The following is a 25,776-nucleotide window of genomic DNA, read 5'->3' as shown; positions in this document are numbered from 1 at the left end:
ATATGCATCATACGAAATATAATACCCTTTCATATTAAAACCCATAACAAACAGCTTTTAAAAGCAATTCTAGGCGTTTTAAGCTAATTCTATCTCGTTTTTGTGTAAAAAAAAAGAGAAGGACTCCGATCCTTCTCTCCGTATTACTTATAGCACTTCCGCATGTCCATTATAAACAATTCCGCGTGCTGCATCAACTGTTACTTCTTGGCCATTTTTTAAAGTTGCTGTTACGCCGTTTACACCAACGATAACAGGAATACCGATTGATACGCCCACAACAGCAGCATGGCTTGTTAAGCCACCTTCTTCTACAACTAAAGCAGCAGCTTTTTCGATTGCAGGAATCATATCTTTATCAGTGCTTGTTGTAACAAGAATATCACCTTCGTTTACGTTCGCTACAGCTTCAGCAGCTGTTTTTGCTACAACTACTTTACCTTTTGCAGCTTTACGACCGATTCCTTGTCCTTTAGCAACTTCTTCACCAACAACGTGGATTTTCATTAAGTTTGTTGTACCAGTTTCAGCAACTGGAACACCAGCAGTAATTACTACAGTATCTCCAAGGCCGATTAGACTTGCATCCATACCTGTTTGAATTGCTGTATCTAACATTTCGTCAGTTGAAGCTGCGCGCTTCTCAGCCATAAATGCTTGTACACCCCAAACAAGTGCAAGACGACGTCCTACTTGCTCGTCAGATGTTACAGCTACGATTGGAGATTTTGGACGGTATTTAGAGATCATTTTTGCAGTATGTCCACTTTCTGTTGGAGCTACGATTGCAGCTACATCAAGAGCAAGTGCTGTATGCGCAACAGATTGGCTAATTGCATCTGTAATTGTTGGAGTGAACTCTTTAATACGTTTTTTGAACATATCTTCGTATTGTAATGATTTTTCAACACGTACTGCAATGTTAGCCATCATTGTTACTGCTTCTACCGGATATTGACCAGCAGCTGTTTCACCTGAAAGCATGATTGCATCTGTACCATCGAAGATTGCGTTAGCTACGTCACTTGCTTCCGCACGAGTTGGACGTGGGTTACGTTGCATAGAGTCTAACATTTGTGTCGCAGTAATAACTGGTTTACCTAACACGTTACATTTTTTGATTAGACGTTTTTGTACTAATGGTACTTCTTCTGGTGGAATTTCTACACCCATATCACCACGAGCTACCATTAAACCGTCAGAAACTTCTAAGATTGAATCGATGTTGTCGATACCTTCTTGGTTTTCGATTTTCGGTACGATTTGGATGTATTGAGCGCCATGCTCTTCTAATAATTCACGGATTTCTAATACGTCAGACGCTTTACGTACGAATGAAGCTGCGATGAAATCAACTTTTTGCTCGATACCGAAGATGATATCTTTTACGTCTTTTTCAGTGATACCAGGAAGCTTAATGCTTACGTTTGGTACGTTAACACCTTTTTTATTTTTTACAGTTCCGCTGTTAAGAACTTTTGTACGGATGTTTCCATCAGCTTTTTCGATTACTTCTAGTTCGATAAGACCGTCATCGATTAGAATGCGAGAACCTGGGTCTACATCGTCATAAAGACCAGCATAAGATACAGAGAACTTCTCTGCAGTACCTAATACTTGCTCAGTAGAAAGAACTACTTCTGCACCTGTTACAAGCTCAGCTTGTCCGTCTACGAAGTCGTGAGTACGGATTTCTGGACCTTTTGTATCAAGTAAGATACCAACTGTTTTACCAGTTTTCTTTGAAGCTTCACGAATGTTTTTAATACGAGCTCCGTGCTCTTCATGGCTACCATGAGAGAAGTTTAAACGAGCAACGTTCATACCTGCTTCAATTAATTGCTCTAATTTTTCAATACTTTCACTAGCAGGACCTATTGTACATACAATTTTAGTTTTACGCATATTGCACCTCCGAAAATTATGAAACCGTTCCCAAATATCCGACATTACGCCGATTAGATGGATAATTCTTTAGATAATTGATACATATCTTTATCGATTGTATGCTTTTGAGCTAACGCTTCGATAATATCATGATCAACAAGTTTGTTATCTTGAATACCTACACAACGTCCACCTCTACCAGCAATTAATAATTCAACTGCTCTTGCGCCAAGACGACTTGCTAATACACGGTCTTGTGCACTTGGTGATCCGCCACGTTGTACGTGACCTAATACAGTTACACGAGTATCAAAGTTTGTTGCTTCTTCAATGTGCTTACCGATGTCAATTGCACTTCCAACACCTTCAGCTACAACGATAATACTGTGTTTTTTACCACGTTCACTACCGCGCTTCAGACGAGCGATAACATCATCCATGTCATACTCTTCTTCTGGAATTAAGATTGTTTCTGCACCATCAGCTAAACCAGCCCATAATGCGATATCACCAGCGTGACGTCCCATTACTTCGATAACATATGTACGTTCATGAGATGTAGCTGTGTCACGGATTTTATCAATTGCATCAATAACAGTGTTTAAAGCTGTATCGAAACCAATTGTGAAGTCTGTTCCAGGGATATCATTGTCGATTGTACCTGGTACACCAACACATGGGAATCCTTGTTCAGTTAATTTTTTAGCGCCTTGGTAAGAACCATCTCCACCAATAACAACAAGTCCTTCGATACCATGTTTCTTTAATTGCTCGATACCTTTTAGTCGTACTTCTGGGTCTTTAAACTCAGGACATCTTGCTGTATATAATTTCGTACCACCGCGGTGGATAATATCGCCAACAGAACCAAGTTCTAATTTTTCAATGTGACCAGAAATTAATCCAGCGTATCCATGGTAAATACCATATACTTCAATATCATGGAAAATCGCTTTACGAACAACTGCACGAATGGCAGCATTCATACCAGGTGAATCTCCACCACTTGTTAATACACCAATACGTTTCATTTGTACTCACCTCATAAAGATTATTTGCCTTATAATAAAATAACACGAAAAAATATAAAAACACAATGGAGAAGATGTGTCTTTTCATAATAAAAACGTGCATTCGCGAAGAGGAACGCACGCTTTTCTTATTTTATCCCAATGGAAGCGTTTGAAAACGAAACTTGCCCAATTTTCATATATTTTTCATAACGTTTTTCGATTAATTCATCTTTCGAAATTCCGTTTAATTGTTCAAAAGTTTTTCTAATCATTAAGTCTATATTTTCTGACTGTTTTAAAAGATTACGGTGAGCTCCACCTTTTGCCTCTGGAATAATTTCATCAATTACACCTAATTCTTTCAAATCTGCTGCTGTAATTTTCATTGCTTCTGCAGCTTCCTTTGCTTTTCCTGCATCTTTCCAAAGAATTGCCGCTGCACCCTCTGGTGTAATAACAGAATAAGTGGAATTTTCTAGCATATGAATGTAATCTCCTACTCCAAGACCTAGCGCACCACCACTACCGCCTTCACCGATAACGATACAAATAACTGGTACCGTTAAACCTGCCATCTCAAATAGGTTGCGGGCAATAGCTTCACTTTGTCCACGTTCTTCAGCTGCTTTACCAGGATAAGCTCCCTTCGTATCGATGAAACAAATAATAGGACGATTAAACTTTTCCGCTTGTTTCATGAGACGCAGTGCTTTTCGATATCCTTCTGGATGAGGCATTCCAAAGTTACGGCGAATATTTTCTTTCGTATCTTTTCCGCGCTGATGCCCAATTACAGTTACAGGCATCCCTTTATATTTCGCAATGCCGCCGACAATCGCTGCATCATCGCCAAATAGACGATCTCCATGACATTCGAAAAAATCAGTAAATAAGTGCTCAATATAATCGAGCGTTGTCGGTCGTTCTGCATGACGAGCAATTTGAACACGGTCCCATACTTTTAGATTGCCGTATATATCTTCCTCTAAATTTTCTAGCTTTTCTTCCAAAATACGAATCTCCTCACTGAAGTCCATCTGGCTGTTTTTCGTATAGTCTTTCAGTTCACGAATCTTATTTCTTAGCTCAACAACTGGTTTTTCAAATTCTAGCTCTGCCATACAGCCAATTCCCCTCCTTGATGAACTTCTAAAATCTTGCGAAGCGATTCTCTCATATCATCACGATGCACCACCGCATCTAATTGACCATGATCTAGTAAGAATTCTGCCGTTTGGAAATCTTCCGGTAGTTTCTCACGCACCGTTTGTTCAATTACACGTCTACCAGCAAATCCGATAAGTGCACCTGGTTCTGCAAGATTATAATCACCAAGTGAAGCGAAACTCGCTGAAACCCCGCCCGTCGTTGGGTGAGTCATAACAGAAATAAATAACCCTCCTGCATTACTATGCTTTTTCAAAGCTACGCTTGTTTTTGCCATTTGCATTAAACTTAATATCCCTTCTTGCATACGGGCACCACCCGAAGCAGTAAAGATAATAAATGGAACTTGTAAGTCGTACGCCTTTTCAACCGCACGGGCGATTTTTTCTCCTACTACAGAGCCCATGCTCCCCATTCGAAAACGAGAATCCATTACTGCAACAACAACAAGCATGTCATCAATTGTTCCTTCACCAGTTACAACCGCTTCGTTCAATTCAGTCTTCTTACGATCGCTCTCTAGTTTCTCTTCATAACCTGGAAACTCGAGTGGATTTAATGAAACCATTTCTTTGTCATACTCACGGAATGACCCTTCGTCCAATATACTATCAAGACGTTCCCATGCATTCATAGGATGATGATATCCACAATTCACACATACTTTTAAATTTTTTAGAAGTTCTTTCGTATACATGATTTTTTTACATTCCGGACATTTTGTCATAACGCCATCTGGCACATCTTTTCGTACTTGTTCTGAAGGTATTGCAGCGTACTTTTTCTTTTTCACGAATAAATCTCTTAGCACAATTTGACCCCCTTCGTTGAGAGCTAAGGTTAGCGTAAGAAGAAAATGGGGCTAACACCAAAGTTTGATGTTAGCCTTATCTTCTCAATCTGTCTAATAACCTCACTCTTTACGTTTAACTTTAACCGCTACGCGGTAGAATGTTTGTCATAACGTGTCATGGTCATTTCGACAAATTTTATACATTACGAGTGAAACTGTATATTCTCTACTAATTCATCGTAAATTTTTAGTGCATCATTTTCTTGTTTTTCTTCCAAAGTAGCATAAAGCTTTCTATACATATCGATAGAATCTCTTGAAACTTTACAAGAAAGAGTTGCTACGTAATCATTTACGATCATCCAAATGCGATATAGTAAATAATTATCGACTTGTTCAATAAGTGTTTTAAAGAACGTTTGATGAAGCGTTGGGATTGAGCTTTCATTTTCTTCAAGTACTTGGTGTAATCTACTTAGTACTTTAGAAAACGTTTCTTTCGGTAAATTACATACAATTCGAATCATATCTTTCTCAAGCAATCGTTTTGTTTGTAATAAATCACGAATTGTTTTCTCATCTTGCAGTAAGAACGGAGCAATTAATTGTACAAGACCGTTATCATAAAAGTTTCGAATAAACGTCCCTTCACCACGTCTCGTTTCAATCAATCCTACCAGTTCTAAAGCACGCAATGCTTCTCTTACAGAGGAACGTCCTACGTTTAAGCGTGAACTTAACTCGCGCTCAGACGGCAAACGATCCCCCGCTACCAATCCATCCTCTTCCATAATGGAACGGATTTTTTTTACAATTTCGAGATATACTTTTGTATTTGATGATGTCAATGGAAATTCCTCGCTTATTCTTTACCAATCAGCGCTAATTGTTTTGTTTTTTCAGCGATCTCATTTGGATCTACTTGACGGCGAGCTACTCCTGTCTCCATTGCTGCTTTTGCAACGTAAGCCGCTACCTGAGGCGCTACACGCGCGTCAAATGGCGCTGGAATGATATAGTCTGCATTCAACTCATCTTCTGCTACAAGCTCAGCAATAGCCTGTACAGCTGCCATCTTCATTTCTTCGTTAATTTGTGTCGCATGTACGTCAAGTGCACCGCGGAAAATACCAGGGAACGCCAGTACATTATTTACTTGGTTCGGGAAGTCAGAACGACCTGTTCCAACAACAGCTGCGCCCGCTGCTTTTGCCAATTCTGGCATAATTTCTGGAACTGGATTTGCCATTGCAAAAATAATCGCATTGTCATTCATTGTACGAACCATCTCTTCTGTTAATGCACCTTCTGCAGATACACCAATAAATACGTCCGCACCTTGTACAACATCAGCTAAAGAACCTTCTATACGATTCTTATTTGTATATTTTGCAACTTCATCCTTCACCGGATTCATACCTGTAGGACGACCATCATAGATTGCCCCTTTACGGTCACACATAATAATGTCGCGTACACCATAGCGATATAAAAGTTTAATAATTGCAATACCTGCTGCACCTGCGCCATTTGCGACAACTTTAATGTCAGACATTTTCTTTCCAACTAATTTCAGTGCATTTACAAGACCTGCTACTGTTACGATAGCTGTTCCGTGTTGATCATCATGGAAGATAGGAATATTTGTTTCTTTTTTCAAACGCTCTTCAATAATGAAGCAGTTTGGTGCTGCGATATCTTCTAAGTTAACGCCGCCAAAAGTTGGCTCCATTAATTTTACAGTTTCAACAATTTTATCTACATCGTTTGTATTTAAGGCAATCGGGAATGCATCTACACCAGCAAAGCTCTTGAATAATACAGCTTTACCTTCCATTACTGGAAGAGATGCTTCAGGTCCAATGTTACCAAGACCAAGTACAGCCGTTCCGTCTGTCACAACTGCTACCATATTTCCCTTCATCGTATATTCATATACCTTACTTTTATCGTCATAAATTTCTTTACAAGGTTCTGCAACCCCTGGAGAATATGCAAGACTTAAATCTTTTGCATTTTCTACTTTTACTTTTGATACAGTTTCTAATTTTCCTTGATGCACTTTATGCATGTGAAGTGCTTCTTCACGAAGTGTTGACAAACTATCCACTCTCCTCAAATTATTCTTGCTGATATCAATTTCTCCAAGTGGTCTGACCACGAACACTACTACTATAATAATCGAAGTGTAGGGAAATTGTCCATTATATTTTCACAACTACATTTTCTTCCCCGACAATTTCACGAAGTGCTCCTAAACATTCTTCACTTGGATGAATCGATAAACTCCGAGATAATTGTACCATTTTATGTTCCTTTTCATAATAAATTAGTACTTTCGCAAAACCTGAATAGTCGAACAATATTTTCGTAACCTGATTTAAAAGCTTTTTCTCATACTGAGACGGCAATTTCACGTAAACAGATGCGTCTTTCTTTTCTTCATAAACATCCATTTCCTCTAGCGGATATAGCCCATTTACAATCCATTGCAGCTTATGATTTCTTAGCTCAATCGTACCGTCAACTAAAACAATTGCTCCTTCTTGTAACTTGTCCGAGAAATGTATATACGTTTCCGGGAAGAGGACTGCTTCCATTTCATCATTTTGATCACAGAATGTAATAAATGCCATCTTTTGAAACTTTTTCGTACGAATCACTCTCACACTTGTTATATACACAATAGCTCTTTGTACTTTTTTCTTGTGTCGCATCGCCTGAGCGAGAGATGGAATTTCTAATTCTTTTGCTAACTTTACATACTGCGCTGTCGGATAACTTGATAAATAAAAGCCAAGTGCTTCTTTCTCTTTATTTAGTTGTTCAATAAAAGATAGCTCTTCTCCTTGTACGTATTTTGATTTTGGAACAGCATCTCCTAAATCACGTGCGAGATTCGCGTACTCTAATGCCCCTTTAATACTTTTCCATAAATTCGTTCTCGAAACACCAAAATCATCAAAACATCCCGACCAGACGAAAGCTTCTAAATTGCGCTCCGTTACAAACTTTGACGGCAAACGGAGACAAAATTCAAACAAATCTTCGAACATTTTTTTCTCTCGTTCTTCTAATAATGCCGTCACTGTAGCCATTCCAATATTTCGAATCGAAAGTAAACTGTAACGTATCGCATTCCCCTCTATTTGGAAGTTGTAACCACTTTTTTGAAGAGACGGCGGCAAAACGTGAAAACCTTTCCGCTTCGTTTCTCGTATATACTGTACAATTTTATCTTCATTTCCAATTGCACTTGATAATAGTGCCGTCATAAATTCCAGCGTATAGTTCGCTTTTAAGTAGGCAAGTTGATATCCGATCATACTGTAAGCTACAGCGTGACTTCGGTTAAAACCGTAATTCGCAAATCTTACAATTAAATCGTAAATTTTCTCAGCAGACGTCTCATCGTAACCATTTTGCAAACAACCTTGGACAAAATGCTTACGTTCCTGATCTAAAATATCACGATTCTTTTTACTCACTGCACGGCGCAGTAAATCTGCTTCACCAAGCGAAAACCCTGCTAACTTCGATGCAATTTGCATAATTTGTTCTTGGTATACAATGACGCCGTATGTTCTTTCTAAAATTGGCTTTAAATCCGGATGTAAATATTCAATTTTTCTTTTTCCATGTTTCGATTCAATAAAAGTCGGTATCTGTTCCATCGGTCCCGGTCTGTATAATGAGTTAACAGCTACGATATCTTCAAACTCATTCGGTTTTAACCCGCGAAGTACATTTCGCATACCACCTGACTCAAGCTGGAATACACCTGTTGTATCCCCTCTCCCTAATAATTGGAACGTCTTTTCATCTTGAAGAGGTAAGTTTCTTATATCGATTTCTTTCCCTGTTTTGTTCGCGATAAATTTTACAATATTTTCAAGTAACGTTAAATTACGTAATCCTAAAAAGTCCATCTTAAGCAACCCAAGTTCTTCTAGCGCATCGGCTGGATATTGCGTAACATAAACATCGTTATGTCCTTCTTGAATTGCTACACTGCCTGTTAGCGGTTCTTGACTCATAATAACGCCAGCCGCATGAATAGACGTATGACGTGGTAAACCTTCTACACGTTTTGCGATTTCAAACACACGCTCATGCAGAAGATTCCCTTGTATAAACTCACGAAGTGATTGTGATTCTTCATATGCATCTTTTAACGTTATACCAAGCTTTGATGGGATAAGTTTTGAAAATATATCAATATCTCGCGGCGGAAGCCCCATTACGCGGGCAATGTCTCTAATTGCCGCTTTTGCTGCAAGCGTACCAAACGTTACAATTTGCGCAACACGGAGCTGACCGTATTTATCTTTCACATAGCGAATCATCTCATCACGTCTTACGTCTGGAAAATCAATATCAATATCGGGAAGCGTCACACGTTCAGGATTTAAAAACCTTTCAAATAATAGATCGTATTCAATCGGATCAATATCTGTAATTTCTAATACGTATGAGACGAGTGAACCAGCTGCCGATCCACGACCTGGTCCTGTTAAAATATGATTTTCATGTGCATACTTCATAAAATCCCATACGATGAGGAAATAATCACTAAATCCCATACGAGAAATAACATTTAATTCATGATTTAAACGCTTTATATGCACTTCTTTCGGCGCACCATATCGTTTCCGCAAACCTTCTTCACAAACACGACGCAAGTATATATCACTCGTTTCATTAGACGAAACAGGAAACTTCGGAAGTTGATTTACATGGAACGGTATTTCTACTTGGCAACGCTCTGCAATTTTCATTGTATTTTGGATTGCTTCCGGCGCATGGGAAAATAGTGCTTCCATTTCATCCGATGACTTTAAATAATATTGATCTGTTTTCAGCCTCGGCCTATCTGGATCAGTCATTTTCGTTCCACTTTCAACAGATAGTAAACATTCGTGAACAAGTGCGTCACTTTGATTGATATAGCGCACATCGTTTGTTGCAACGACTGGAATATTAACCCTACTAATAAATTCAGGTAGTTTCTCTTGTAAAAGCAACTCATCTTGAATCGCATGATGCTGCAAACTCATATAAAAATGGCCGAACATATTTTGATATGTGCGAGCTACTTCTTCAGCCTGACTCACATTGTCTTCTAGTAATAATTGCTCAATTTCGCCATCTTTACCTGGTGAAATAGCAATTAATCCTTTCGCATAATGCGCAAGCCACTTCTTAGGAATACCTTCTTTGGATTTTGTCATAATACTGCTAGAAATCTTTAATAAATTTTGGTAGCCTATTTCATTCTCAGCAAGTAATACAAGTGGATAAGACCTTTCTTCTTCTTCACTAAAAATAGAAGCGGTTAATCCAATAACAGGCTGTATACCATGTTTCTTACATGCTTTATAAAACGGAATAACGCCATACATAACATTTTCATCCGTAATAGCCAGCGATGAAAAACCAAGTTCTTTCGCCCTGACTACAAGCTCATCAATTTTACAAGCACTTTTTAATAAACTAAAAACGGTTTGACATTGTAAATGCACAAACTTCACTGTTGTACCCTCTCTTTACCTATTTGACTACTTTTATTATAGGTGATGAGGAAAGCGGAAATCAAAACATACTTCTTATACTTTGTCCATATATATGAAGAAGAAAGGGGAATGACGATGGATGTAAGAGAACATACTTTTTTCTCTCTGCTTATTATTAGTTATTTTATTGCCTTTGGGGTTATACTTGGCGGTTCATTAATTGGTGGATTTGGTGCGTTTCTTATCGGAAAACCAGCTCTAACTTACATTAATCAATTCGCCCAAAATTTAAGAATTTGGGCACTCGTTGCAGCAATTGGTGGAACATTCGATACCTTTTATAGCTTTGAAAGAAGTTTCTTTGGCGGAGATATGAAAGATATCGTAAAACAAATTCTCCTTATTTTTTTCGCAACTGGTGGTATGCAAACAGGTCTCATTATTATTAAATGGCTAACGCAGGAACATGTATGAGAGTACCAAGTGCCAATACAGCAAAAAGATGGTACTTAGTATTAGCTGGTGCTGCTGTTGGAGGCGTGTTGAGCTGGTTTATTTTTTTGTACATATACGGTGTTTTTCAAGAAGAACAAGCTAGTAAAATAGCAGAACAAAGAGAAATTATAGAAAAACAAGAAGCAAAGCTCCACGTCCTTCTCGAAGATCAAGAAAAATTGAACACTGAAAATAAACGGCTCTTAACCATTCAAGAGATTAAAATAAAACTTATCAATCGAGAAAAATACGATTTAGACAATCTTACACTCGAAAATATGACTACATCTATCCATAATGATCTCCAGCATCTTTTAACGAAAAACATTCAAAGTATCGCAAAAAATAAAGACCTACTCAAAAAGGTAATCGAAAACAAAACGTACAAACATTACGATCGACTATACCGTTTTAAAGTCGATACAATATCTTTTGATACAGTGCTTGAAATTAGCATTACTATAGAAAAGGAAAAATAAAGAAGGAGGGCTTTAGCGCCGCTCCTTCTTTTCGTTCTAACATATAGTCCCTTATTTACAAATCTCACGTAAATCAGCAAAAAGACAATCCGCTTCTTCCCAAGAAGATGCCTTGGCACCAGAAGCCATCGGATGTCCTCCGCCGTTATATTGCATTGCCAATTTGTTTATAACTGGTCCTTTTGAACGAAGACGAACACGAATTACGTCGTCTTCCTCTAAAAATAGAACCCACGCCTTTAATCCATCAATATTGCCAAGCGCTCCAACAACACCAGATGCTTCAGAAGGAAGTACATCAAATTCTTCTAATACTTCTTTCGTTAATTTAATGTAAGCTGCTCCTTCTTCTACCACCGTAAAGTTTTGTAAAATATAACCGTTTAAACGAGCAATTTTTTCTTTTGTCTTATACATTTCATTGTATAAATCTGTGAATTTCACACCCATGTCAACAAGCTCACTTACGTAACGAAGTGTTTTTGCTGTCGTATTTGGGAATAAGAAACGACCTGTATCTCCAACAATTCCTGCTAAAATAAGGCGGGCTGCTTCTTTTGTTATTTTTAATCCTTTATCTTTTCCATAGTTATAAAACTCATAAATCATTTCACTTGTCGAACTCGCTGTCGTATCTACCCACGTAATATCTCCATATGGATCTTCATTTGGGTGATGATCAATTTTAATTAACATCTTCCCTTTTGTATAGCGTTGATCGTCAACACGTTCTTGATTCGCAGTATCACAAACAATAACAAGCGCATTTTCGTATATACTATCTTCAATATCATCCATTACTCGTAAGTATGCTAACGACGGTTCATTGTACCCAACCGTATAAATATTTTTCTCTGGAAACGATTCTTTTAGAATTGTACCAAGGCCACCCTGTGAACCTAATGCATCTGGATCCGGACGCACGTGGCGATGAATAATAATTGTATCAAACTCTTTAATTGCTCCTAAAATTTGCTCATGCATATGTATAATCTCCTTTTTAATCAACTTCTTCACTTTATCTCTCATTATAACGGAAAGTATTTCATACATGCGAACAATTGCTTTATAATAAAAGTTAGAAAGTTTAGATATTTCTTTTTTCTCCACTATTTTTTTCATAAAACGATGGGAGTGTTCATTATGCCAGTATTAGTCTTCTGTATTATCGTCTCATTTATGTTGTATCTCTTCTACAAAACAAAATACTTTCGTACAAACCGCCCAATGGAGAAAGGTTGGCTCTCTGGAAAATCCGCAATGGCACTCGGTTCATTCGTCTTATTCTTCGGGATAAACCAATTCTTTTTAGAACTTTCCACCGCTCGTATTATCGTTGGTATCTTATTCGTTCTATTTGGTAGTGCAAGTGTATTTAATGGATTTCGCCAATACAAACATTTCTTACCATTAGCAGTTAAAGAAGCAGAAGTCTATGAAACAACGTAAAAAAGCATCAAAATTGTGATGCTTTTTTACGTCCTCTAACTTTTAAAATCATATATGCGACAAACGCAGATGGTATATTAAATGGGTTACCTTGTACGTGAAAATGTAATTGTTCTTCTCCAAAAGACATTTTTTCATATAGCTCTCGCTGAGATAATCCTGTCTTTTCCTTTTTTTCATGTAAACCTTGTAAATATAAATATTGGATCGGTATCATTACAAGAAAGTAAAATAGTGCGATACTACCAAAAAAGAGTACGGCTGACGACATAATGTATACCACCTTCCATAAATCCATTTTCTTACAATATAATCATAACACAATATACAACCGAATTGAATTACTATTCTGTCTTTTCTTGCTTTACTTTTCCACTCCACCCCATACATATTTCACTAAAACTCTCATCTAAAATCATGCCTTTCAAATTTAAAACAACAAAACAATGGAACAAATCAAAACGATTTGTTCCATCTTTTTATTTATCAATTAACTGAACCATAAGTAATGCTTTTCCAACGACATTACCTTCATGATGCACCTCTACATCAACCTTACCAAATTTACGCCCAATTTCTAATACTTTCGGATGAACGGATACAACATTATCAATTTGAACCGGCTTTACGAAATAAATTGTTAAGTTTTCAACAATTAAATCGCTTTTCTTTTGCGCACGAATAACGCGATTTGTCGCTTCTGTCACAATTGTTGCAAATACACCGTACGATAACGTTCCGATTGAGTTCGTCATTTGCGGCGTCACCGAAAATTGATATAGATGCTCATTCTTCGCTTCTTTTGGCGTCATAAATTGATTCGTTACAATATCATCAATTGTTTCTCCAACTTGTGGCTGACGTTGAATCATTTGCAGTGCCTGAAGTACATCTTGACGGCTAATAATACCTTGCAGTTTATTTCCTTCCTCAACGACAGGAAGTAATTCAATTCCTTCCCACACCATCATACGTGCCGCAGCTGCGACAGACATTTTACCGTTCACTGTAATTGGGTGTTTTGTCATTACTTTATCAATTGATGTTTCTTTCGCTACACCGATCATATCTTTTGAAGTTACGATTCCTAGCACCTTTTTATTTTCATCAACAATTGGATATCTTCCGTGCATTGTCTCTTCGTTATATGCATGCCATTGCTGTACAGTATCATTTGGCTTCAAATATAACGTTTCTTCAATTGGCGTTAAAATATCTTCAACGAGTACAATTTCTTTCTTAATAAGTTGGTCATAAATTGCACGGTTAATTAACGTTGCAACCGTAAATGTATCGTAGCTACTTGAAATAATCGGCAGCTTTAATTCGTCTGCTAATTTCTTCACATGATCTTCCGTATCAAATCCGCCCGTAATTAATACAGCGGCTCCAGTTTCTAGCGCTAATTGATGTGCATTCGTACGGTTACCAATAATGAGTAAATTCCCAGCTTCTGTATAGCGCATCATCGCTTCTAATTTCATAGCTCCGATTACGAATTTATTTAATGTTTTATGTAGTCCTTCTCTGCCCCCAAGTACTTGACCGTCGACAATGTTAACGACTTCTGCATATGTCAGTTTTTCGATATTTTCTTTCTTCTTTTGTTCAATTCGAATTGTTCCGACACGTTCAATTGTACTAACATACCCTTTATTTTCTGCATCTTTAATTGCACGGTAAGCTGTCCCTTCACTTACACTCAAATCTTTCGCAATTTGTCTTACAGAAATTTTATGGCCTACTGGCAGGCTATTAATATGTTCTAAAATTTGGTTATGCTTGGTAGCCAAATGGTTTCACCATACTTTCTTTTCCCTAAATTCTTCATGTGTTGTACTTTCAGTATACTATATTTTCAAAACTGTTACACTCTCTCTTTGCATACCTGTACTATTTTTTTTATAACAAAATGACTCTTACATTCCACCAGTCATTCTATTACAACAATGTAATGCTATTGTCATCTCATTCGATAGTTCGCCCACTTGATTCCCTATACAATGAAGACAAGAAATAAAACAAAGGAGCGAACACATGATGAAAAAACTTTTAGAGGTTGTAGGTGCTGTATTTTTAGCTTTCGTAGATGGGAAAAAAGTTGCAATGGAATTGAATGAAACACCTGAACAACCACGTACCAAAAGAAAAGAATCACCAAAACAAATACAAACATTAAAAGCTGTTCTACACACGTAAAAACCCTTCACTTTTCTTTTCAAATGAAGGGTTTCTTTTCTATAGTGTAATACTTTCTCCAGCTTCTAATACTTTCCCTGTACAATTTTGTAGCTTTTCTACAAATTGATATGGATCTTGTTCAATAACTGGGAACGTATTGTAATGCATCGGTACAACAGTTTTCGCATTAATCCATTTTGCCGCTAGTACAGCATCTTCTGGTCCCATTGTGAAATTATCACCAATTGGTAAAAATGCTAGATCAACTTTATTTAATTCCCCAATTAACTTCATATCAGAGAATAGTGCAGTATCTCCTGCGTGGTACACTGTTTTCTCTTCTGCTGTAAATAAAATACCTGCTGGCATACCTGTATATGTAATCGCCTTATTTGCTTCATCAATATAACTAGAGCCGTGGAATGCTTGTGTAAACTTCACTTTTCCGAAGTCAAATTCATGTGAACCACCAATATGCATCGGATGTGTATTTACACCTTGCCAACTTAAAAATGTTGCTAGTTCAAATGGCGCTACAACAACTGCATTATTTTTCTTCGCAAGTTCTACTGTATCTCCAACATGATCACCGTGTCCATGCGATAAAAGGATTGCATCCACTTTTACATCTTCAGCTTTTAAATCTGTTTTCGGATTACCTGTTAAAAACGGGTCAATTAAAATAACTTTTCCATTCGCCTCAATTTTCACAACTGAATGCCCATGATAAGATACTTTCATTATTACATTCCTCCCCTATTCACATTCTCACTTTTTATTCTACATGATTTTTCAATTCCCTGTCTTTTCTAACATCTATTTACTTGTCATAACGCTTTCTTCCGAGTTAAAGTTATATTTGTAATTAAATATCTCGGGGGTGCCAATCGATGAATGCTAGATTAGAAAATTTAATGCAATGGCTAAAAGAAAAAAACGTAGAAGCTGCGTTCTTAACTTCTACACCGAACGTCTTCTACATGACGAACTTCCACTGTGAACCGCATGAAAGATTACTTGGTATGTTTGTATTCCAAGAAAAAGAACCTATTTTAATTTGTCCTAAAATGGAAGAAGGTCAAGCACGTAACGCTGGCTGGGCACATGAAATTATCGGATTTACTGATACTGACAGACCATGGGATATGATTGCAAAAGCAATTAAAGACCGCGGCATCAATGCAAATGCAGTTGCAATTGAAAAAGAACATTTAAACGTAGAGCGCTACGAAGAATTAACGAAATTATTCCCAAATGCAGCTTTCAAATCAGCTGAGGAGAAAGTTCGCGAACTTCGTTTAATTAAAGATGAAAAAGAACTTTCTATTTTACGCGAAGCAGCTAAAATGGCGGACTACGCTGTTGAAGTTGGTGTAAATGCAATTAAAGAAAACCGTAGCGAGCTAGAAGTATTAGCAATTATTGAACACGAATTAAAAACAAAAGGCATACATAAGATGTCATTTGATACGATGGTATTAGCGGGTGCAAACTCTGCTCTTCCACACGGTATTCCTGGCGCAAACAAAATGAAGCGCGGTGATTTCGTACTATTTGATTTAGGTGTAATCATTGAAGGTTATTGCTCTGATATTACACGTACAGTAGCATTCGGTGAGATTTCTGAAGAGCAAACTCGCATTTACAATACTGTACTTGCTGGACAACTACAAGCAGTTGAAGCATGTAAACCAGGTGTTACACTTGGCGCAATCGATAACGCTGCTCGTTCTGTTATCGCAGATGCAGGTTACGGAGACTTCTTCCCGCACCGACTTGGTCATGGACTTGGAATTAGCGTACACGAATATCCAGATGTAAAAGCTGGTAACGAGTCTCCATTAAAAGAAGGTATGGTCTTCACAATCGAACCTGGTATTTACGTACCAAACGTAGGTGGCGTTCGTATTGAAGATGATATTTACATTACAAAAGACGGATCAGAAATTTTAACGAAATTCCCGAAAGAATTACAATTTGTAAAATAATAAAAAGGCAGCGTGAATGCTGCCTTTTTTTATTCCTCTACTATTTCAAATTTCTCTACAATCATTCTTGCTGGATAGCTTTCAAGTATTTGAGAAAACCATACTTTTATTTTATCCCCTGTTTTTAACTGTTTATATGCGTCTTTGTCCTTAAAGCTCAAGACTATATGTGATGGATGCTCTTTATTCATTTGTTGTTCTATATAATTTTGCAACTCTACTTTTGTGTTAAACGTTTTATCATCGACAAAAAATACCGTGTCATTTCTTAATATGATATACCCTTCTTTAGGGACTTCTTTTACCGTTACCTGCTCTACTTGTTTTGTAGTACAAGCTGATAATATGACTAGAAATACACTTAAAAACATAACAATTTTCACATGCCTATTCATTTTTAACTCCTTACTTTAGGCTATTTCAAATTTAACACCATCTTCTCCTCATACTTATCATCCCATTTAATTACAACTTCTATCGGTTCATCTTTAGATAGAGGTGCACAACTTACACAAGAAGATTTTATTTCAACCCTTGCTCCTTTATGAACTTCTGACGTTTGTGTCATTGTACTAAAGGCTCCATTAATAGCAATCTCTAAGTTTTTAAATTCTATCTTTCCATCCCCACCCTTATATTGAAACGTAAACATTCCATCTTCACTGTCATCCTTAATATGCCCTTTATATTGTCCAGTCCAACTTTTGCTCTCGCTAGAAAAATTAACATACGAAATGGAACAGCTTCCTAAAAAGAAAATACTAATAAAAAAGAATAATGCTCTCTTCATAATGCCCTCTCCATTCAAATGCACTTATTTATTGTCTATTTCTTCCTCTTATTATATTATAAAAATACAGAATTTTCTAAAACAGGAGGTTTATATGTTACAACAACAGTTAGAAAAAATTCGTAATAATAATTACATCATAGATAACACACTTCATATTGATTCTTTAAGTTCCAGTATGCTTGAACATATCGGTGTTACTGATAGCTACTTAAGGGACAAACTCATCTACTCTACTTTTTATCATCTCATCAAAAATCGCTACCTTTCACACACACAATTACAGAAACTATTATTAGAAAGCATCGGTGAAAAATATTTATTGTATAAGATTCATTCAGATGATGAAGATGCTGTATTTACTCGTGCATTTACGACCTTATTAATTGCGCTCATTATAGATGCAGATACAACTCATAATTTCTTATCACAGAATGATATTTTAACTGTAAAAGATCAATTAATTCTATATATGAACAATGAACATGATTTCCGCGGATATGTGCAAGACCACGGCTGGGCACATAGTATCGCACATGCTTCCGATACATTTGAGGCGCTTGTTCATAGTCCTAAACTAGAAACTTTACATTACGAAGAGATATTAAAAACTTTGTTAAACAAAGTTTGTGTCCATTCTATTTACTACAAATATGAAGAAGACGAGCGTCTCGTTTATCCGATTGTCGCAATGCTGCAAAATGGCCTAAAAGAAGAAATACTCATATTAGCCCTTCGTGACTTAGTAGCTCAATTACTGGTCCAAAAACAAGCACTACCTATTGAATCGTACGAGTTTTTATATGGAAATACAAAATCTTTCTTACGTAGCTTATTTTTCAGACTACGCACACTTTCTATATGTGAAGAAACCGAATTCGAAATTGAAAAATTGCTACAAGAGCTTCCAAAATATTATTAAAAAAGAAGGCCACTCAAAAAGTGCCTTCTTCTATTTCACTAATATTTAATTGAAATTTCACGATCCAAACTGAGAAAAGGTGGACAAGAAGCGCAAACGCCATACATGCTCCACTTAAAAAAGTTAGTATAGGATGCGAATACACGTGCCCCAATCCATAGGATATCGCCACGAAAAACATTGTTATGTAAATATAAATTGCTCCATGTATTTGCCTCATATAAACCTCCTTTTCCCATATTATAACATAAATTTTCTGATTATTCACATTAATTACTTGTAATCAATATTTCTCAACTGTTACACCTCTTACAGCAGCCTTAATATACGGTGACCCTTGTAAACTTTGTAAATCCTCTGTTTTTCCTGTTACGACTATACCGTATATTGGTAAGTCTTTTGGTTTGGTGTTTTTTATTTCTTTATCCCGCATTAACGGGCAGTAAGACCTCACATCAAAATTCAGCGGAAGCAAGAAGTTAGATGGGGGATGAACCCCACACTGATTAAAGTTTCACTTTATAGTTTACCCTAAAATATTCTCAGTATCCCTCTTTATTTTCACTTAAAGACATCAAAATGCAGCTTTTATAAATTGTTTCATAATAAAAAGCACATCCATTTTGATGCGCTTTTCACATATATTTTAGTAAAATATGAATCATTTTTTTGAAGCAAAAACTCCCACTCCTCTCTCCCCATACTATCGTTATGACTTAGTTGCCATAATAATTGAACGAGGATAGAACCCCAACTTTTCATAAAACGATACAGCTTCATTTCCATACACTACTGTTAATTCAATTTCATCTATCTTCTTCGCTTTAAACCATTCCACTGCACTATTCATTAATTTTAAGCCAAATCCGTTTCTTCGGTATTTTTCATCAACGAATAAAACTTCAATCTTTCCGCTTACACTTTTACTATACGCTATACAAAACCCTAATATATCATCTGTTTCCGCCTCAACTAATAATTCAATTCTATATTCTCCGTAATTTGAATTCTGTTTATAATTTTCAATACGTTCCTCAAATGTCATTCTTGGATAATCACCAGAAAAATGTTTTGATTTATTATTATGATATTCATGCAATTTATTTAAAGGTTCTCTTATTATTTCTATTTCACCGAGAGTGATATATTTATTACTAATTTTCATCCTACAGCATCTCCAATAATATATATTCCAACAAAAAAGAAGATCATTTTACGGTTATAAAATAACAATCTATTATTTCATCGCTTCCTTCACAACATCTTGAATCATAACAACTTCTGTTTTCATATCAATAGACGGTGCTTCTTCATCGATACATTCATACCAAAATGCTAAGTGCTTTTTATCAATTTCATGATGCGAATTTTCGACAAAAATACCACCTTCTCCTTGCACAGAATACCAATATAAGTACTCTTCTCCATCTCTTATTTCCCGAAAAATTGTCTCAACGTACATTTTTTCGTCGTTTAATGTCAAAAGCACTTCTTTCAAATTGTCATTAAGAAGCTGCATCCATTCATCTACTCGATGACTCTTACCAGGCTTAACTTTAAATCTTGTTAATTCTACATTCATTTTTATTCCCCCGTTTTCTTACGTACAAACAAACTATATTCTATTGGATGATAAAAACTTAATTTACTAGCTAATTTTCGCGAAGGAATATTGTCTACATAACAATCCCAGCTCGGTATAATGTCATTTTGCATGCAATGTTCAATGAACCTTGTTGCAACAGCTTGAGCTAATCCTTTCCCTTGATGTGCTTCATGTGTTGCAATATCTATTTCAGCAAAACCATTCCCGCTAAATATTGAGACACATTCAGCTACAATTATCCCATCTTGTTCTATACAAAATCCAAAACCACTGTTCAAAAACGTTTCTTTTGATCCCCAATACTCTTTGTAGTACTCCTCTTTAAATTCACTGCTGCGCTCTATATCTCTTCTATCAATACGCTTCACTTCATATGTATTTTTGTTAAAATCTCGTTGACTCTCTTCAAAGGTTACGCTTTGAAATTTCATTCGCGGGATGTTCCGAAGTACATTACTAAAACGCTCTTCTATCATCATTTCCCACTCTTCACTCGAAGTGAACAGTGTAAATCTCTTCTCTGTTTTTTCAATAGCCGTTTTTAAATATGAAAATAACTCTTCGTTATAATTTTGATCATCCGTATCACCAAATAAATAATAGATACCATTAGCTGTAATAATTAATCCTGCTGTTAATTGCCCGTTTATAAAAACCTCACCATCTATCATTTGATCACATACCGCATAAGCAAACGTCGTCGTTCTTGTATTACCTTCTAAAACCGGAAGAACTTTTCTATAATCGGCTACAGATAATTTTTTCATAATTGCTCCACTTTAATCGTATCAGCCTCTATATGTTCAAAACAAAGATTTACCGTTCTCTTTAATGCTCTCGTTCTATGAATCGTACATGCTGGAATTAAAATAGAATCATTTGGCTTTAAAACCGCTGTTTCTCCATCTTCAAAATCAATAAGTAATTCTCCCTCTAGCACAATAAATAATTCATCCGAATTAGAATGATAGTGCCAATCATATTCACCAGTAAATACAGCGATTCGTAAACAATGACTGTTTATATTTGAAACGACGAAGTTTTTATGTTGATCTTGAATGTCTTTTGTTAATTCTATTAAGTTCACAGTTTCCATATTTCATCCCATCCTTTCGTTAGTCGTTCTTCTGAAAAATTAACTTAATCTCCACCACCTCCGCAATCTCCTCCACCATCACTTGAGCTACTACAATCACTGCTACTGTAGTGACCGAATCCACTTGATGAGCTTGAAGCGTATGAAGATTTTTTGCTTCTTTTTCTATCTTTTTTACTTTCATGACTAGGCCATACTGTAGCAAAGAGTATAACGAATAAGGCTAATTCTATTACAACAAGTATAAATTCTAGAATGCTCTCAATAATATTGGGAGTTATCCCAAAACTGTAAAACACTCCAAATGAATACATACACAAAATTACATACAGAGCCATACAAATATACCGGAATGTTTTTTCTATCATAATGACTACTTTTTGTGAAAAAGGTATGTTCTGTTTCTGTTTTTTCTTTATGTACTTTTGTCTTTTAGCTTGCTTTTGCTTCCTTTTTTTACTCCCCATTGAATCCCCTCTTTTATTATATAATTCTAAATTATCATAATAAAAATCGATTTACACCAATAAATAACAATTATTCACATGTTATTTCCCCATATAAAAAAGACCCTCCTTATGAAAAGGAAGGTCTCAAATGTATTTCTATTATGATAAAGCAGGAGCTTTTTCAAGTAGCTCTTTCGCATCAGCGTATTGTAAGCCGTGAGCTTCTGCAACTGCTTCGAATGTTACATATCCATCTAATGTGTTAATACCTTTTAATAATGCAGAGTTGCCTAGGCAAGCATCTTTATAGCCTTTGTTCGCAATTTGTACTGCATATGGTACTGTTACGTTTGTTAATGCAAGAGTTGACGTACGTGGAACCGCACCTGGCATATTAGCAACTGCATAATGAACAACGCCATGTTTTTCGTAAGTTGGGTTGTCATGAGTTGTAATACGATCAGTTGTTTCGAAAATACCACCTTGGTCAATCGCAATATCTACAACGACAGAACCTGGTTCCATTGATTGAATCATTTCTTCAGTTACAAGTTTTGGCGCTTTTGCACCCGGAATTAATACTGCTCCAATAACAAGGTCAGATTCTTTAACAGCTTCTGCAATGTTGTATGGATTAGACATTAATGTTTTTACTTGGTTACCGAAAATATCATCTAATTGACGAAGACGTTCTGCACTTAAGTCAATGATTGTTACATCTGCACCTAAACCTACTGCAATCTTAGCTGCGTTTGTACCAGCTTGACCACCGCCGATGATTGTTACTTTGCCGCGTTTTACCCCTGGAACGCCTGCAAGTAAAATACCTTTACCGCCTTTGTTTTTCTCAAGGAATTGTGCACCGATTTGTGCAGACATACGACCAGCTACTTCACTCATAGGTGCAAGTAATGGTAAAGAACGATTGTCTAATTGTACTGTTTCGTATGCGATTGATGCAACTTTGTTATCGATTAATGCTTTCGTTAATTCTGGTTCTGGAGCTAAGTGTAAGTATGTGAATAAAATTAAACCTTCACGGAAATAGCCGTATTCACTTGCTACTGGCTCTTTCACCTTCATAACCATATCTTGATTCCATGCTTCTTCAGCAGTTTCTACAAGTTTCGCACCAGCTTGTACGTATTCTTCATCCGTAAAGCCAGATCCTAAACCTGCTCCTTTTTGAACAAAAACTTCATGACCATTTTGTACTAAATGTACTGCTCCCGCTGGCGTCATTGCCACACGGTTTTCATTGTTTTTAATTTCTGTTGGAATACCGATACGCATGATTAGTTCCCCCTTGAGTTATGAAATGACCCCTGAATCATTTTTTAAAGCGCTTTCTACGCTCTTATATTTTAACATAATATCTCAATATTTGACAAAAAAATAACACGAGTTTTCCGATAGATTTAATTTTATATTAAAAGACAGTATTATCCGCACCTCTCAGCACAATGGATAAACTGTCCAATTATTCGAAACTTCATCTTATTTTATTCTATCGATGTCTATGAATAACATCCACTGCACCAGTCACTTCAATAATTGTACCGGTAATCATATCGGAATCGTCCTCACATAAAAACGAAATGGTTCTTGCAATATCTTCACCTGTTCCAGATCTACCAATCGGTGTGTTATGCTCTTTTAGCTGACGTGCTTCTTGAATAGTTGCCTCTTTCATATCGCCAATAATATCACCAGGACATACCATGTTCGCAGTAATACCATACTCCGCTTCTTCATAAGCAACTGTTTTCGTTAATGAAACAAGTCCTACTTTCGCTGCCGCAAAAGCTGAGCGATAAATCCATCCCGGTGCACTATCCGCCCCTTGAAATCCGTAATTAATAATACGGCCAAAGTTCTGTTTTCTCATGACCGGAACGACAAGTTTTAATAAATGAAATACCGCTGTTAAATTTCCCTGAATCATTTCATTCCATTCATCTTCTTCATAATCAACTAACTTTTTTCGTTCAAATACATATGGACCAGCATTATTAATTAAGAAATCAATTTTGCCAAAACGGCTTATCGCTTCTTCTACTATTTTATGTAAATCTTCCTTTTTCGTGACATCCGCTTGCACGAATTGTAGACGCTCTTCCATATTTTTATATGTTTCTTTCAACTTTTCCATAGCCGTGATATCGCTATGATACGTTACTGTTACTGAATATCCTTTAGCCAATAACTTTTCTGTTACTTGCTTTCCTAAACCTTTCGTACCGGCTGTAATGAGCGCGTGTCTCACAAAACTGCCTCCTTTTAAATTGCTATACTTCATATGTAACAAGTTCTCGCTCCAATTACAACTAAAATGAATTGAAACAGAGTTTTCAAAATTCTGTAACGTTTCTGGCAAGCACGTTACCAAAATTTGTTTTATAATTAAGTTGTAAACAGTTACAAAACAGATTGGGAGGAATTTACTATGAATAATACATATACAAATATTTTAATTGCGGTGGATGGTTCTAAAGAAGCAGAAAAAGCCTTTAAAAAAGCAATTCAAGTCGCAAAGCGCAACAATGCAATATTAACAATCGCTCATATCGTTGATGTAAAAGCGTACTCAGCAGTAGAGGCTTATAGCCGTGCAATTGCTGAACGTGCAAATCTATTTGCAGAAGACTTATTAGAAGACTACAAAAAAACTGCGCTTGAAGCTGGTCTTGAAAAAATTGAAACTGTATTAGAATTTGGTAATCCTAAATCTAAAATTTCAAAAGAAATCGCTCCAAACCATAAAGTAGATTTAATTATGTGTGGTGCGACTGGTTTAAATGCTGTTGAACGCTTCCTAATCGGTAGCGTCTCTGAACATATTATTCGCTATGCGAAATGCGATGTCCTTGTTGTTCGTGGTGATGAGGAGCAAGGTGATCTTTAATTTATAGATAAAACACCAAGTCCACATAGGCTTGGTGTTTTTCATTTTATCAACTTCACTATAAACACAAAACATGCTACGACAACAACGGTAATTGCCAATACATAAGGCGGCAGAAACTTCAAAGACCATAATGCCATCATGATTGTCGCAACTGTTAAATACGTTTGCTTTGTATCTTCTGTCATTTTTTTACGAAGTAAGAAGACGGACAAATAGCCAATTGGCGGCGTAATGAAGCAAAGAACATATATGATTTTTGATTTTAAATACCATTTTTGTTCTCCAAGTTTCTTTATATCCCCTTCTATTCTCTTATGCTCTTGTTCTTTCGCTTCTTCTACAAGCGGATTTTCCTCTTCTCCTCGCTTTTCTTTCATATAAGGAAGAAAGTGCATAAAAAAATAGTATGCGAATACGAACGCTCCAAATCCAATATTTAATCTTTCTAATGGAATATGCTCACTAAAAAAAGCAGCAGTAAGCACTAAAGACAAACAGTACGTCATCATCCAAAATGAACGTTTTCTCTTTTTCCGTTCCATTTCTTTTTTGCCTTGTATATCTTTTCTTTTCGAAAGCCATATAGAAATAAAGCAATCTACTACAAATAGAGCAAAAATAAATATCGCAACGTATACTGTTTCTAAATCCTCAAATGAAAAGATATTTGGGAATGCAACATGCAATACAATTAGCGTGTACAAAATTAGTCCTATAAAATAAATACGTCTCATTTTTCATCCCTTTCTTATTTCCTAACATTACGTTAACATACATTTTTTAGAAATAGACGGACAAAATATATATGTGTAAAAAAGGAGGATGCTATATGGATGATTCTGAACGCATTATTTTAGACGTGAACGGAAAAGAAATTGAAATGCTAGATACAATTCGCACTCATTTTAAAGAGAAACATGGCGTTGAACTAAGTAATGGTGCATTGCTTCGTGATTTGATGGATATTGAGTATATTCGAATTACAGAAGATCGACATAAGTATGATTAAAAGAAAAACGACTGCAGGCGAATGCCATCAG

Annotated in this window: 30 protein-coding genes and 1 pseudogene; 8 read left to right on the top strand and 23 right to left on the bottom strand. The window is 36.3% G+C overall.

Translation table 11 applies throughout. The features are described 5' to 3' along the window. Positions 1-147 precede the first annotated feature (147 nt). The 7 genes from pyk to dnaE all read right to left on the bottom strand — a co-directional run bounded on the left by pyk (position 148) and on the right by dnaE (position 10,391). Positions 148-1,905 (bottom strand): pyruvate kinase, encoded by a 1,758-nt coding sequence (pyk, locus tag H6481_RS12800; RefSeq protein ID WP_182811949.1) that lies wholly within the window; start codon positions 1,903-1,905, stop codon positions 148-150. Between the two features lie 53 nt (positions 1,906-1,958). Continuing rightward, positions 1,959-2,918 carry a 6-phosphofructokinase gene (pfkA, locus tag H6481_RS12795; RefSeq protein WP_000821158.1) on the bottom strand — a complete coding sequence of 320 codons (960 nt, stop codon included), beginning with the start codon at positions 2,916-2,918 and terminating at the stop codon, positions 1,959-1,961. Positions 2,919-3,046: 128 nt separating this feature from the next. After that, positions 3,047-4,021 carry an acetyl-CoA carboxylase carboxyl transferase subunit alpha gene (gene accA, locus H6481_RS12790; protein WP_000818801.1) on the bottom strand — a complete coding sequence of 325 codons (975 nt, stop codon included), beginning with the start codon at positions 4,019-4,021 and terminating at the stop codon, positions 3,047-3,049. Further along, a complete protein-coding gene (gene accD / locus H6481_RS12785; RefSeq protein ID WP_000942855.1) occupies positions 4,009-4,878 on the bottom strand; it encodes an acetyl-CoA carboxylase, carboxyltransferase subunit beta in 870 nt (289 codons plus the stop codon). The genes accA and accD overlap by 13 nt, the downstream gene beginning before the upstream one ends. A gap of 185 nt (positions 4,879-5,063) precedes the next feature. After that, complete coding sequence (locus tag H6481_RS12780; protein ID WP_000204444.1) at positions 5,064-5,708, bottom strand: GntR family transcriptional regulator; 645 nt, start codon at positions 5,706-5,708, stop codon at positions 5,064-5,066. Positions 5,709-5,722: 14 nt separating this feature from the next. Beyond that, positions 5,723-6,931: a malic enzyme-like NAD(P)-binding protein gene (locus tag H6481_RS12775; protein ID WP_161114790.1), complete on the bottom strand. Its 1,209-nt coding sequence runs from the start codon at positions 6,929-6,931 to the stop codon at positions 5,723-5,725. Between the two features lie 133 nt (positions 6,932-7,064). Continuing rightward, a complete protein-coding gene (gene dnaE, locus H6481_RS12770; protein WP_071731426.1) occupies positions 7,065-10,391 on the bottom strand; it encodes a DNA polymerase III subunit alpha in 3,327 nt (1,108 codons plus the stop codon). Between the two features lie 42 nt (positions 10,392-10,433). Between dnaE and H6481_RS12765 the strand changes: the two genes are divergently transcribed. Both H6481_RS12765 and ytrI read left to right on the top strand, forming a co-directional pair. Beyond that, positions 10,434-10,847 (top strand): YtrH family sporulation protein, encoded by a 414-nt coding sequence (locus H6481_RS12765; RefSeq protein WP_002005839.1) that lies wholly within the window; start codon positions 10,434-10,436, stop codon positions 10,845-10,847. Then, positions 10,844-11,347, top strand: a complete 504-nt coding sequence (gene ytrI, locus H6481_RS12760) for a sporulation membrane protein YtrI (protein ID WP_001265736.1) — start codon at positions 10,844-10,846, stop codon at positions 11,345-11,347. Before H6481_RS12765 ends, ytrI begins: the two co-directional genes overlap by 4 nt. A gap of 51 nt (positions 11,348-11,398) precedes the next feature. On the opposite strand, the gene H6481_RS12755 is transcribed toward ytrI, so the two are convergent. Then, the gene (locus H6481_RS12755) at positions 11,399-12,331 is read right to left on the bottom strand and encodes a bifunctional oligoribonuclease/PAP phosphatase NrnA (RefSeq protein WP_182811946.1); all 933 of its coding nucleotides are present in this window, start codon (positions 12,329-12,331) and stop codon (positions 11,399-11,401) included. Between the two features lie 159 nt (positions 12,332-12,490). On the opposite strand from H6481_RS12755, the gene H6481_RS12750 reads away from it, so the two are divergent. Continuing rightward, complete coding sequence (locus H6481_RS12750) at positions 12,491-12,796, top strand: YtpI family protein (RefSeq protein ID WP_001144766.1); 306 nt, start codon at positions 12,491-12,493, stop codon at positions 12,794-12,796. Between the two features lie 7 nt (positions 12,797-12,803). On the opposite strand, the gene H6481_RS12745 is transcribed toward H6481_RS12750, so the two are convergent. Then, the gene (locus H6481_RS12745; RefSeq protein ID WP_000093046.1) at positions 12,804-13,067 is read right to left on the bottom strand and encodes a DUF3949 domain-containing protein; all 264 of its coding nucleotides are present in this window, start codon (positions 13,065-13,067) and stop codon (positions 12,804-12,806) included. A gap of 208 nt (positions 13,068-13,275) precedes the next feature. Next, positions 13,276-14,589 carry a DRTGG domain-containing protein gene (locus tag H6481_RS12740; RefSeq protein ID WP_069356286.1) on the bottom strand — a complete coding sequence of 438 codons (1,314 nt, stop codon included), beginning with the start codon at positions 14,587-14,589 and terminating at the stop codon, positions 13,276-13,278. A 244-nt stretch (positions 14,590-14,833) separates the two neighbouring features. Between H6481_RS12740 and H6481_RS12735 the strand changes: the two genes are divergently transcribed. Beyond that, entirely contained in the window at positions 14,834-14,995 is a 162-nt protein-coding gene (locus tag H6481_RS12735) for a hypothetical protein (RefSeq protein WP_182811943.1), read from the top strand. 39 nt (positions 14,996-15,034) lie between these two features. Here the strand turns inward: H6481_RS12735 and H6481_RS12730 are convergent, their stop codons facing one another. Continuing rightward, the gene (locus H6481_RS12730; protein WP_182811940.1) at positions 15,035-15,718 is read right to left on the bottom strand and encodes a metal-dependent hydrolase; all 684 of its coding nucleotides are present in this window, start codon (positions 15,716-15,718) and stop codon (positions 15,035-15,037) included. 149 nt (positions 15,719-15,867) lie between these two features. On the opposite strand from H6481_RS12730, the gene pepQ reads away from it, so the two are divergent. After that, positions 15,868-16,965 (top strand): Xaa-Pro dipeptidase, encoded by a 1,098-nt coding sequence (pepQ, locus tag H6481_RS12725; RefSeq protein WP_000994037.1) that lies wholly within the window; start codon positions 15,868-15,870, stop codon positions 16,963-16,965. 29 nt (positions 16,966-16,994) lie between these two features. Here pepQ and H6481_RS12720 read toward each other — a convergent pair whose 3' ends face one another. Together H6481_RS12720 and H6481_RS12715 are read right to left on the bottom strand one after the other, a co-directional pair. Then, positions 16,995-17,360 carry a DUF3221 domain-containing protein gene (locus H6481_RS12720; RefSeq protein WP_071731423.1) on the bottom strand — a complete coding sequence of 122 codons (366 nt, stop codon included), beginning with the start codon at positions 17,358-17,360 and terminating at the stop codon, positions 16,995-16,997. A gap of 20 nt (positions 17,361-17,380) precedes the next feature. Further along, on the bottom strand, positions 17,381-17,755 hold the full coding sequence (locus H6481_RS12715; protein ID WP_142238898.1) for a hypothetical protein: 375 nt from the start codon (positions 17,753-17,755) through the stop codon (positions 17,381-17,383). A 94-nt stretch (positions 17,756-17,849) separates the two neighbouring features. Here H6481_RS12715 and H6481_RS12710 point away from each other — a divergent pair, with 94 nt between their 5' ends. Beyond that, on the top strand, positions 17,850-18,677 hold the full coding sequence (locus H6481_RS12710) for a DUF2785 domain-containing protein (RefSeq protein WP_016080089.1): 828 nt from the start codon (positions 17,850-17,852) through the stop codon (positions 18,675-18,677). A gap of 13 nt (positions 18,678-18,690) precedes the next feature. Here the strand turns inward: H6481_RS12710 and H6481_RS12705 are convergent, their stop codons facing one another. The 9 genes and pseudogenes from H6481_RS12705 to H6481_RS12665 form a co-directional block, all read right to left on the bottom strand. After that, a complete protein-coding gene (locus H6481_RS12705; RefSeq protein ID WP_001248905.1) occupies positions 18,691-18,897 on the bottom strand; it encodes a hypothetical protein in 207 nt (68 codons plus the stop codon). A 63-nt stretch (positions 18,898-18,960) separates the two neighbouring features. Further along, positions 18,961-19,107: pseudogene (locus H6481_RS12700) on the bottom strand (anti sigma factor C-terminal domain-containing protein); the annotation flags it as partial. A gap of 279 nt (positions 19,108-19,386) precedes the next feature. Continuing rightward, positions 19,387-19,842 carry a GNAT family N-acetyltransferase gene (locus H6481_RS12695; RefSeq protein ID WP_000703678.1) on the bottom strand — a complete coding sequence of 152 codons (456 nt, stop codon included), beginning with the start codon at positions 19,840-19,842 and terminating at the stop codon, positions 19,387-19,389. Positions 19,843-19,914: 72 nt separating this feature from the next. Beyond that, complete coding sequence (locus H6481_RS12690; RefSeq protein ID WP_001100204.1) at positions 19,915-20,259, bottom strand: DUF6176 family protein; 345 nt, start codon at positions 20,257-20,259, stop codon at positions 19,915-19,917. A 2-nt stretch (positions 20,260-20,261) separates the two neighbouring features. Continuing rightward, positions 20,262-21,050: a GNAT family N-acetyltransferase gene (locus H6481_RS12685; RefSeq protein ID WP_000736718.1), complete on the bottom strand. Its 789-nt coding sequence runs from the start codon at positions 21,048-21,050 to the stop codon at positions 20,262-20,264. Next, positions 21,047-21,379 carry a cupin domain-containing protein gene (locus tag H6481_RS12680; protein WP_000450933.1) on the bottom strand — a complete coding sequence of 111 codons (333 nt, stop codon included), beginning with the start codon at positions 21,377-21,379 and terminating at the stop codon, positions 21,047-21,049. The genes H6481_RS12685 and H6481_RS12680 overlap by 4 nt, the downstream gene beginning before the upstream one ends. 44 nt (positions 21,380-21,423) lie before the next feature. Next, the gene (locus H6481_RS12675; protein ID WP_000534958.1) at positions 21,424-21,846 is read right to left on the bottom strand and encodes a hypothetical protein; all 423 of its coding nucleotides are present in this window, start codon (positions 21,844-21,846) and stop codon (positions 21,424-21,426) included. A 141-nt stretch (positions 21,847-21,987) separates the two neighbouring features. Then, on the bottom strand, positions 21,988-23,121 hold the full coding sequence (ald, locus tag H6481_RS12670) for an alanine dehydrogenase (protein ID WP_001219401.1): 1,134 nt from the start codon (positions 23,119-23,121) through the stop codon (positions 21,988-21,990). A gap of 214 nt (positions 23,122-23,335) precedes the next feature. Further along, the gene (locus H6481_RS12665) at positions 23,336-24,127 is read right to left on the bottom strand and encodes an SDR family oxidoreductase (RefSeq protein WP_042969124.1); all 792 of its coding nucleotides are present in this window, start codon (positions 24,125-24,127) and stop codon (positions 23,336-23,338) included. A gap of 147 nt (positions 24,128-24,274) precedes the next feature. Between H6481_RS12665 and H6481_RS12660 the strand changes: the two genes are divergently transcribed. Further along, a complete protein-coding gene (locus H6481_RS12660; RefSeq protein ID WP_182811937.1) occupies positions 24,275-24,733 on the top strand; it encodes a universal stress protein in 459 nt (152 codons plus the stop codon). Positions 24,734-24,774: 41 nt separating this feature from the next. Here the strand turns inward: H6481_RS12660 and H6481_RS12655 are convergent, their stop codons facing one another. After that, the gene (locus H6481_RS12655; protein ID WP_182811934.1) at positions 24,775-25,470 is read right to left on the bottom strand and encodes a hypothetical protein; all 696 of its coding nucleotides are present in this window, start codon (positions 25,468-25,470) and stop codon (positions 24,775-24,777) included. A 95-nt stretch (positions 25,471-25,565) separates the two neighbouring features. On the opposite strand from H6481_RS12655, the gene H6481_RS12650 reads away from it, so the two are divergent. Beyond that, positions 25,566-25,745, top strand: a complete 180-nt coding sequence (locus tag H6481_RS12650) for a hypothetical protein (protein WP_000342760.1) — start codon at positions 25,566-25,568, stop codon at positions 25,743-25,745. Positions 25,746-25,776 lie beyond the last annotated feature (31 nt).

It is taken from the genome of Bacillus sp. ME78 (assembly GCF_903970865.1).
Classification (GTDB): Bacteria; Bacillota; Bacilli; order Bacillales; family Bacillaceae_G; genus Bacillus_A; species Bacillus_A cereus.
The sequence above is the reverse complement of the archived record's forward strand: the minus strand, read 5'-3'. Positions and strand labels throughout refer to the sequence as shown.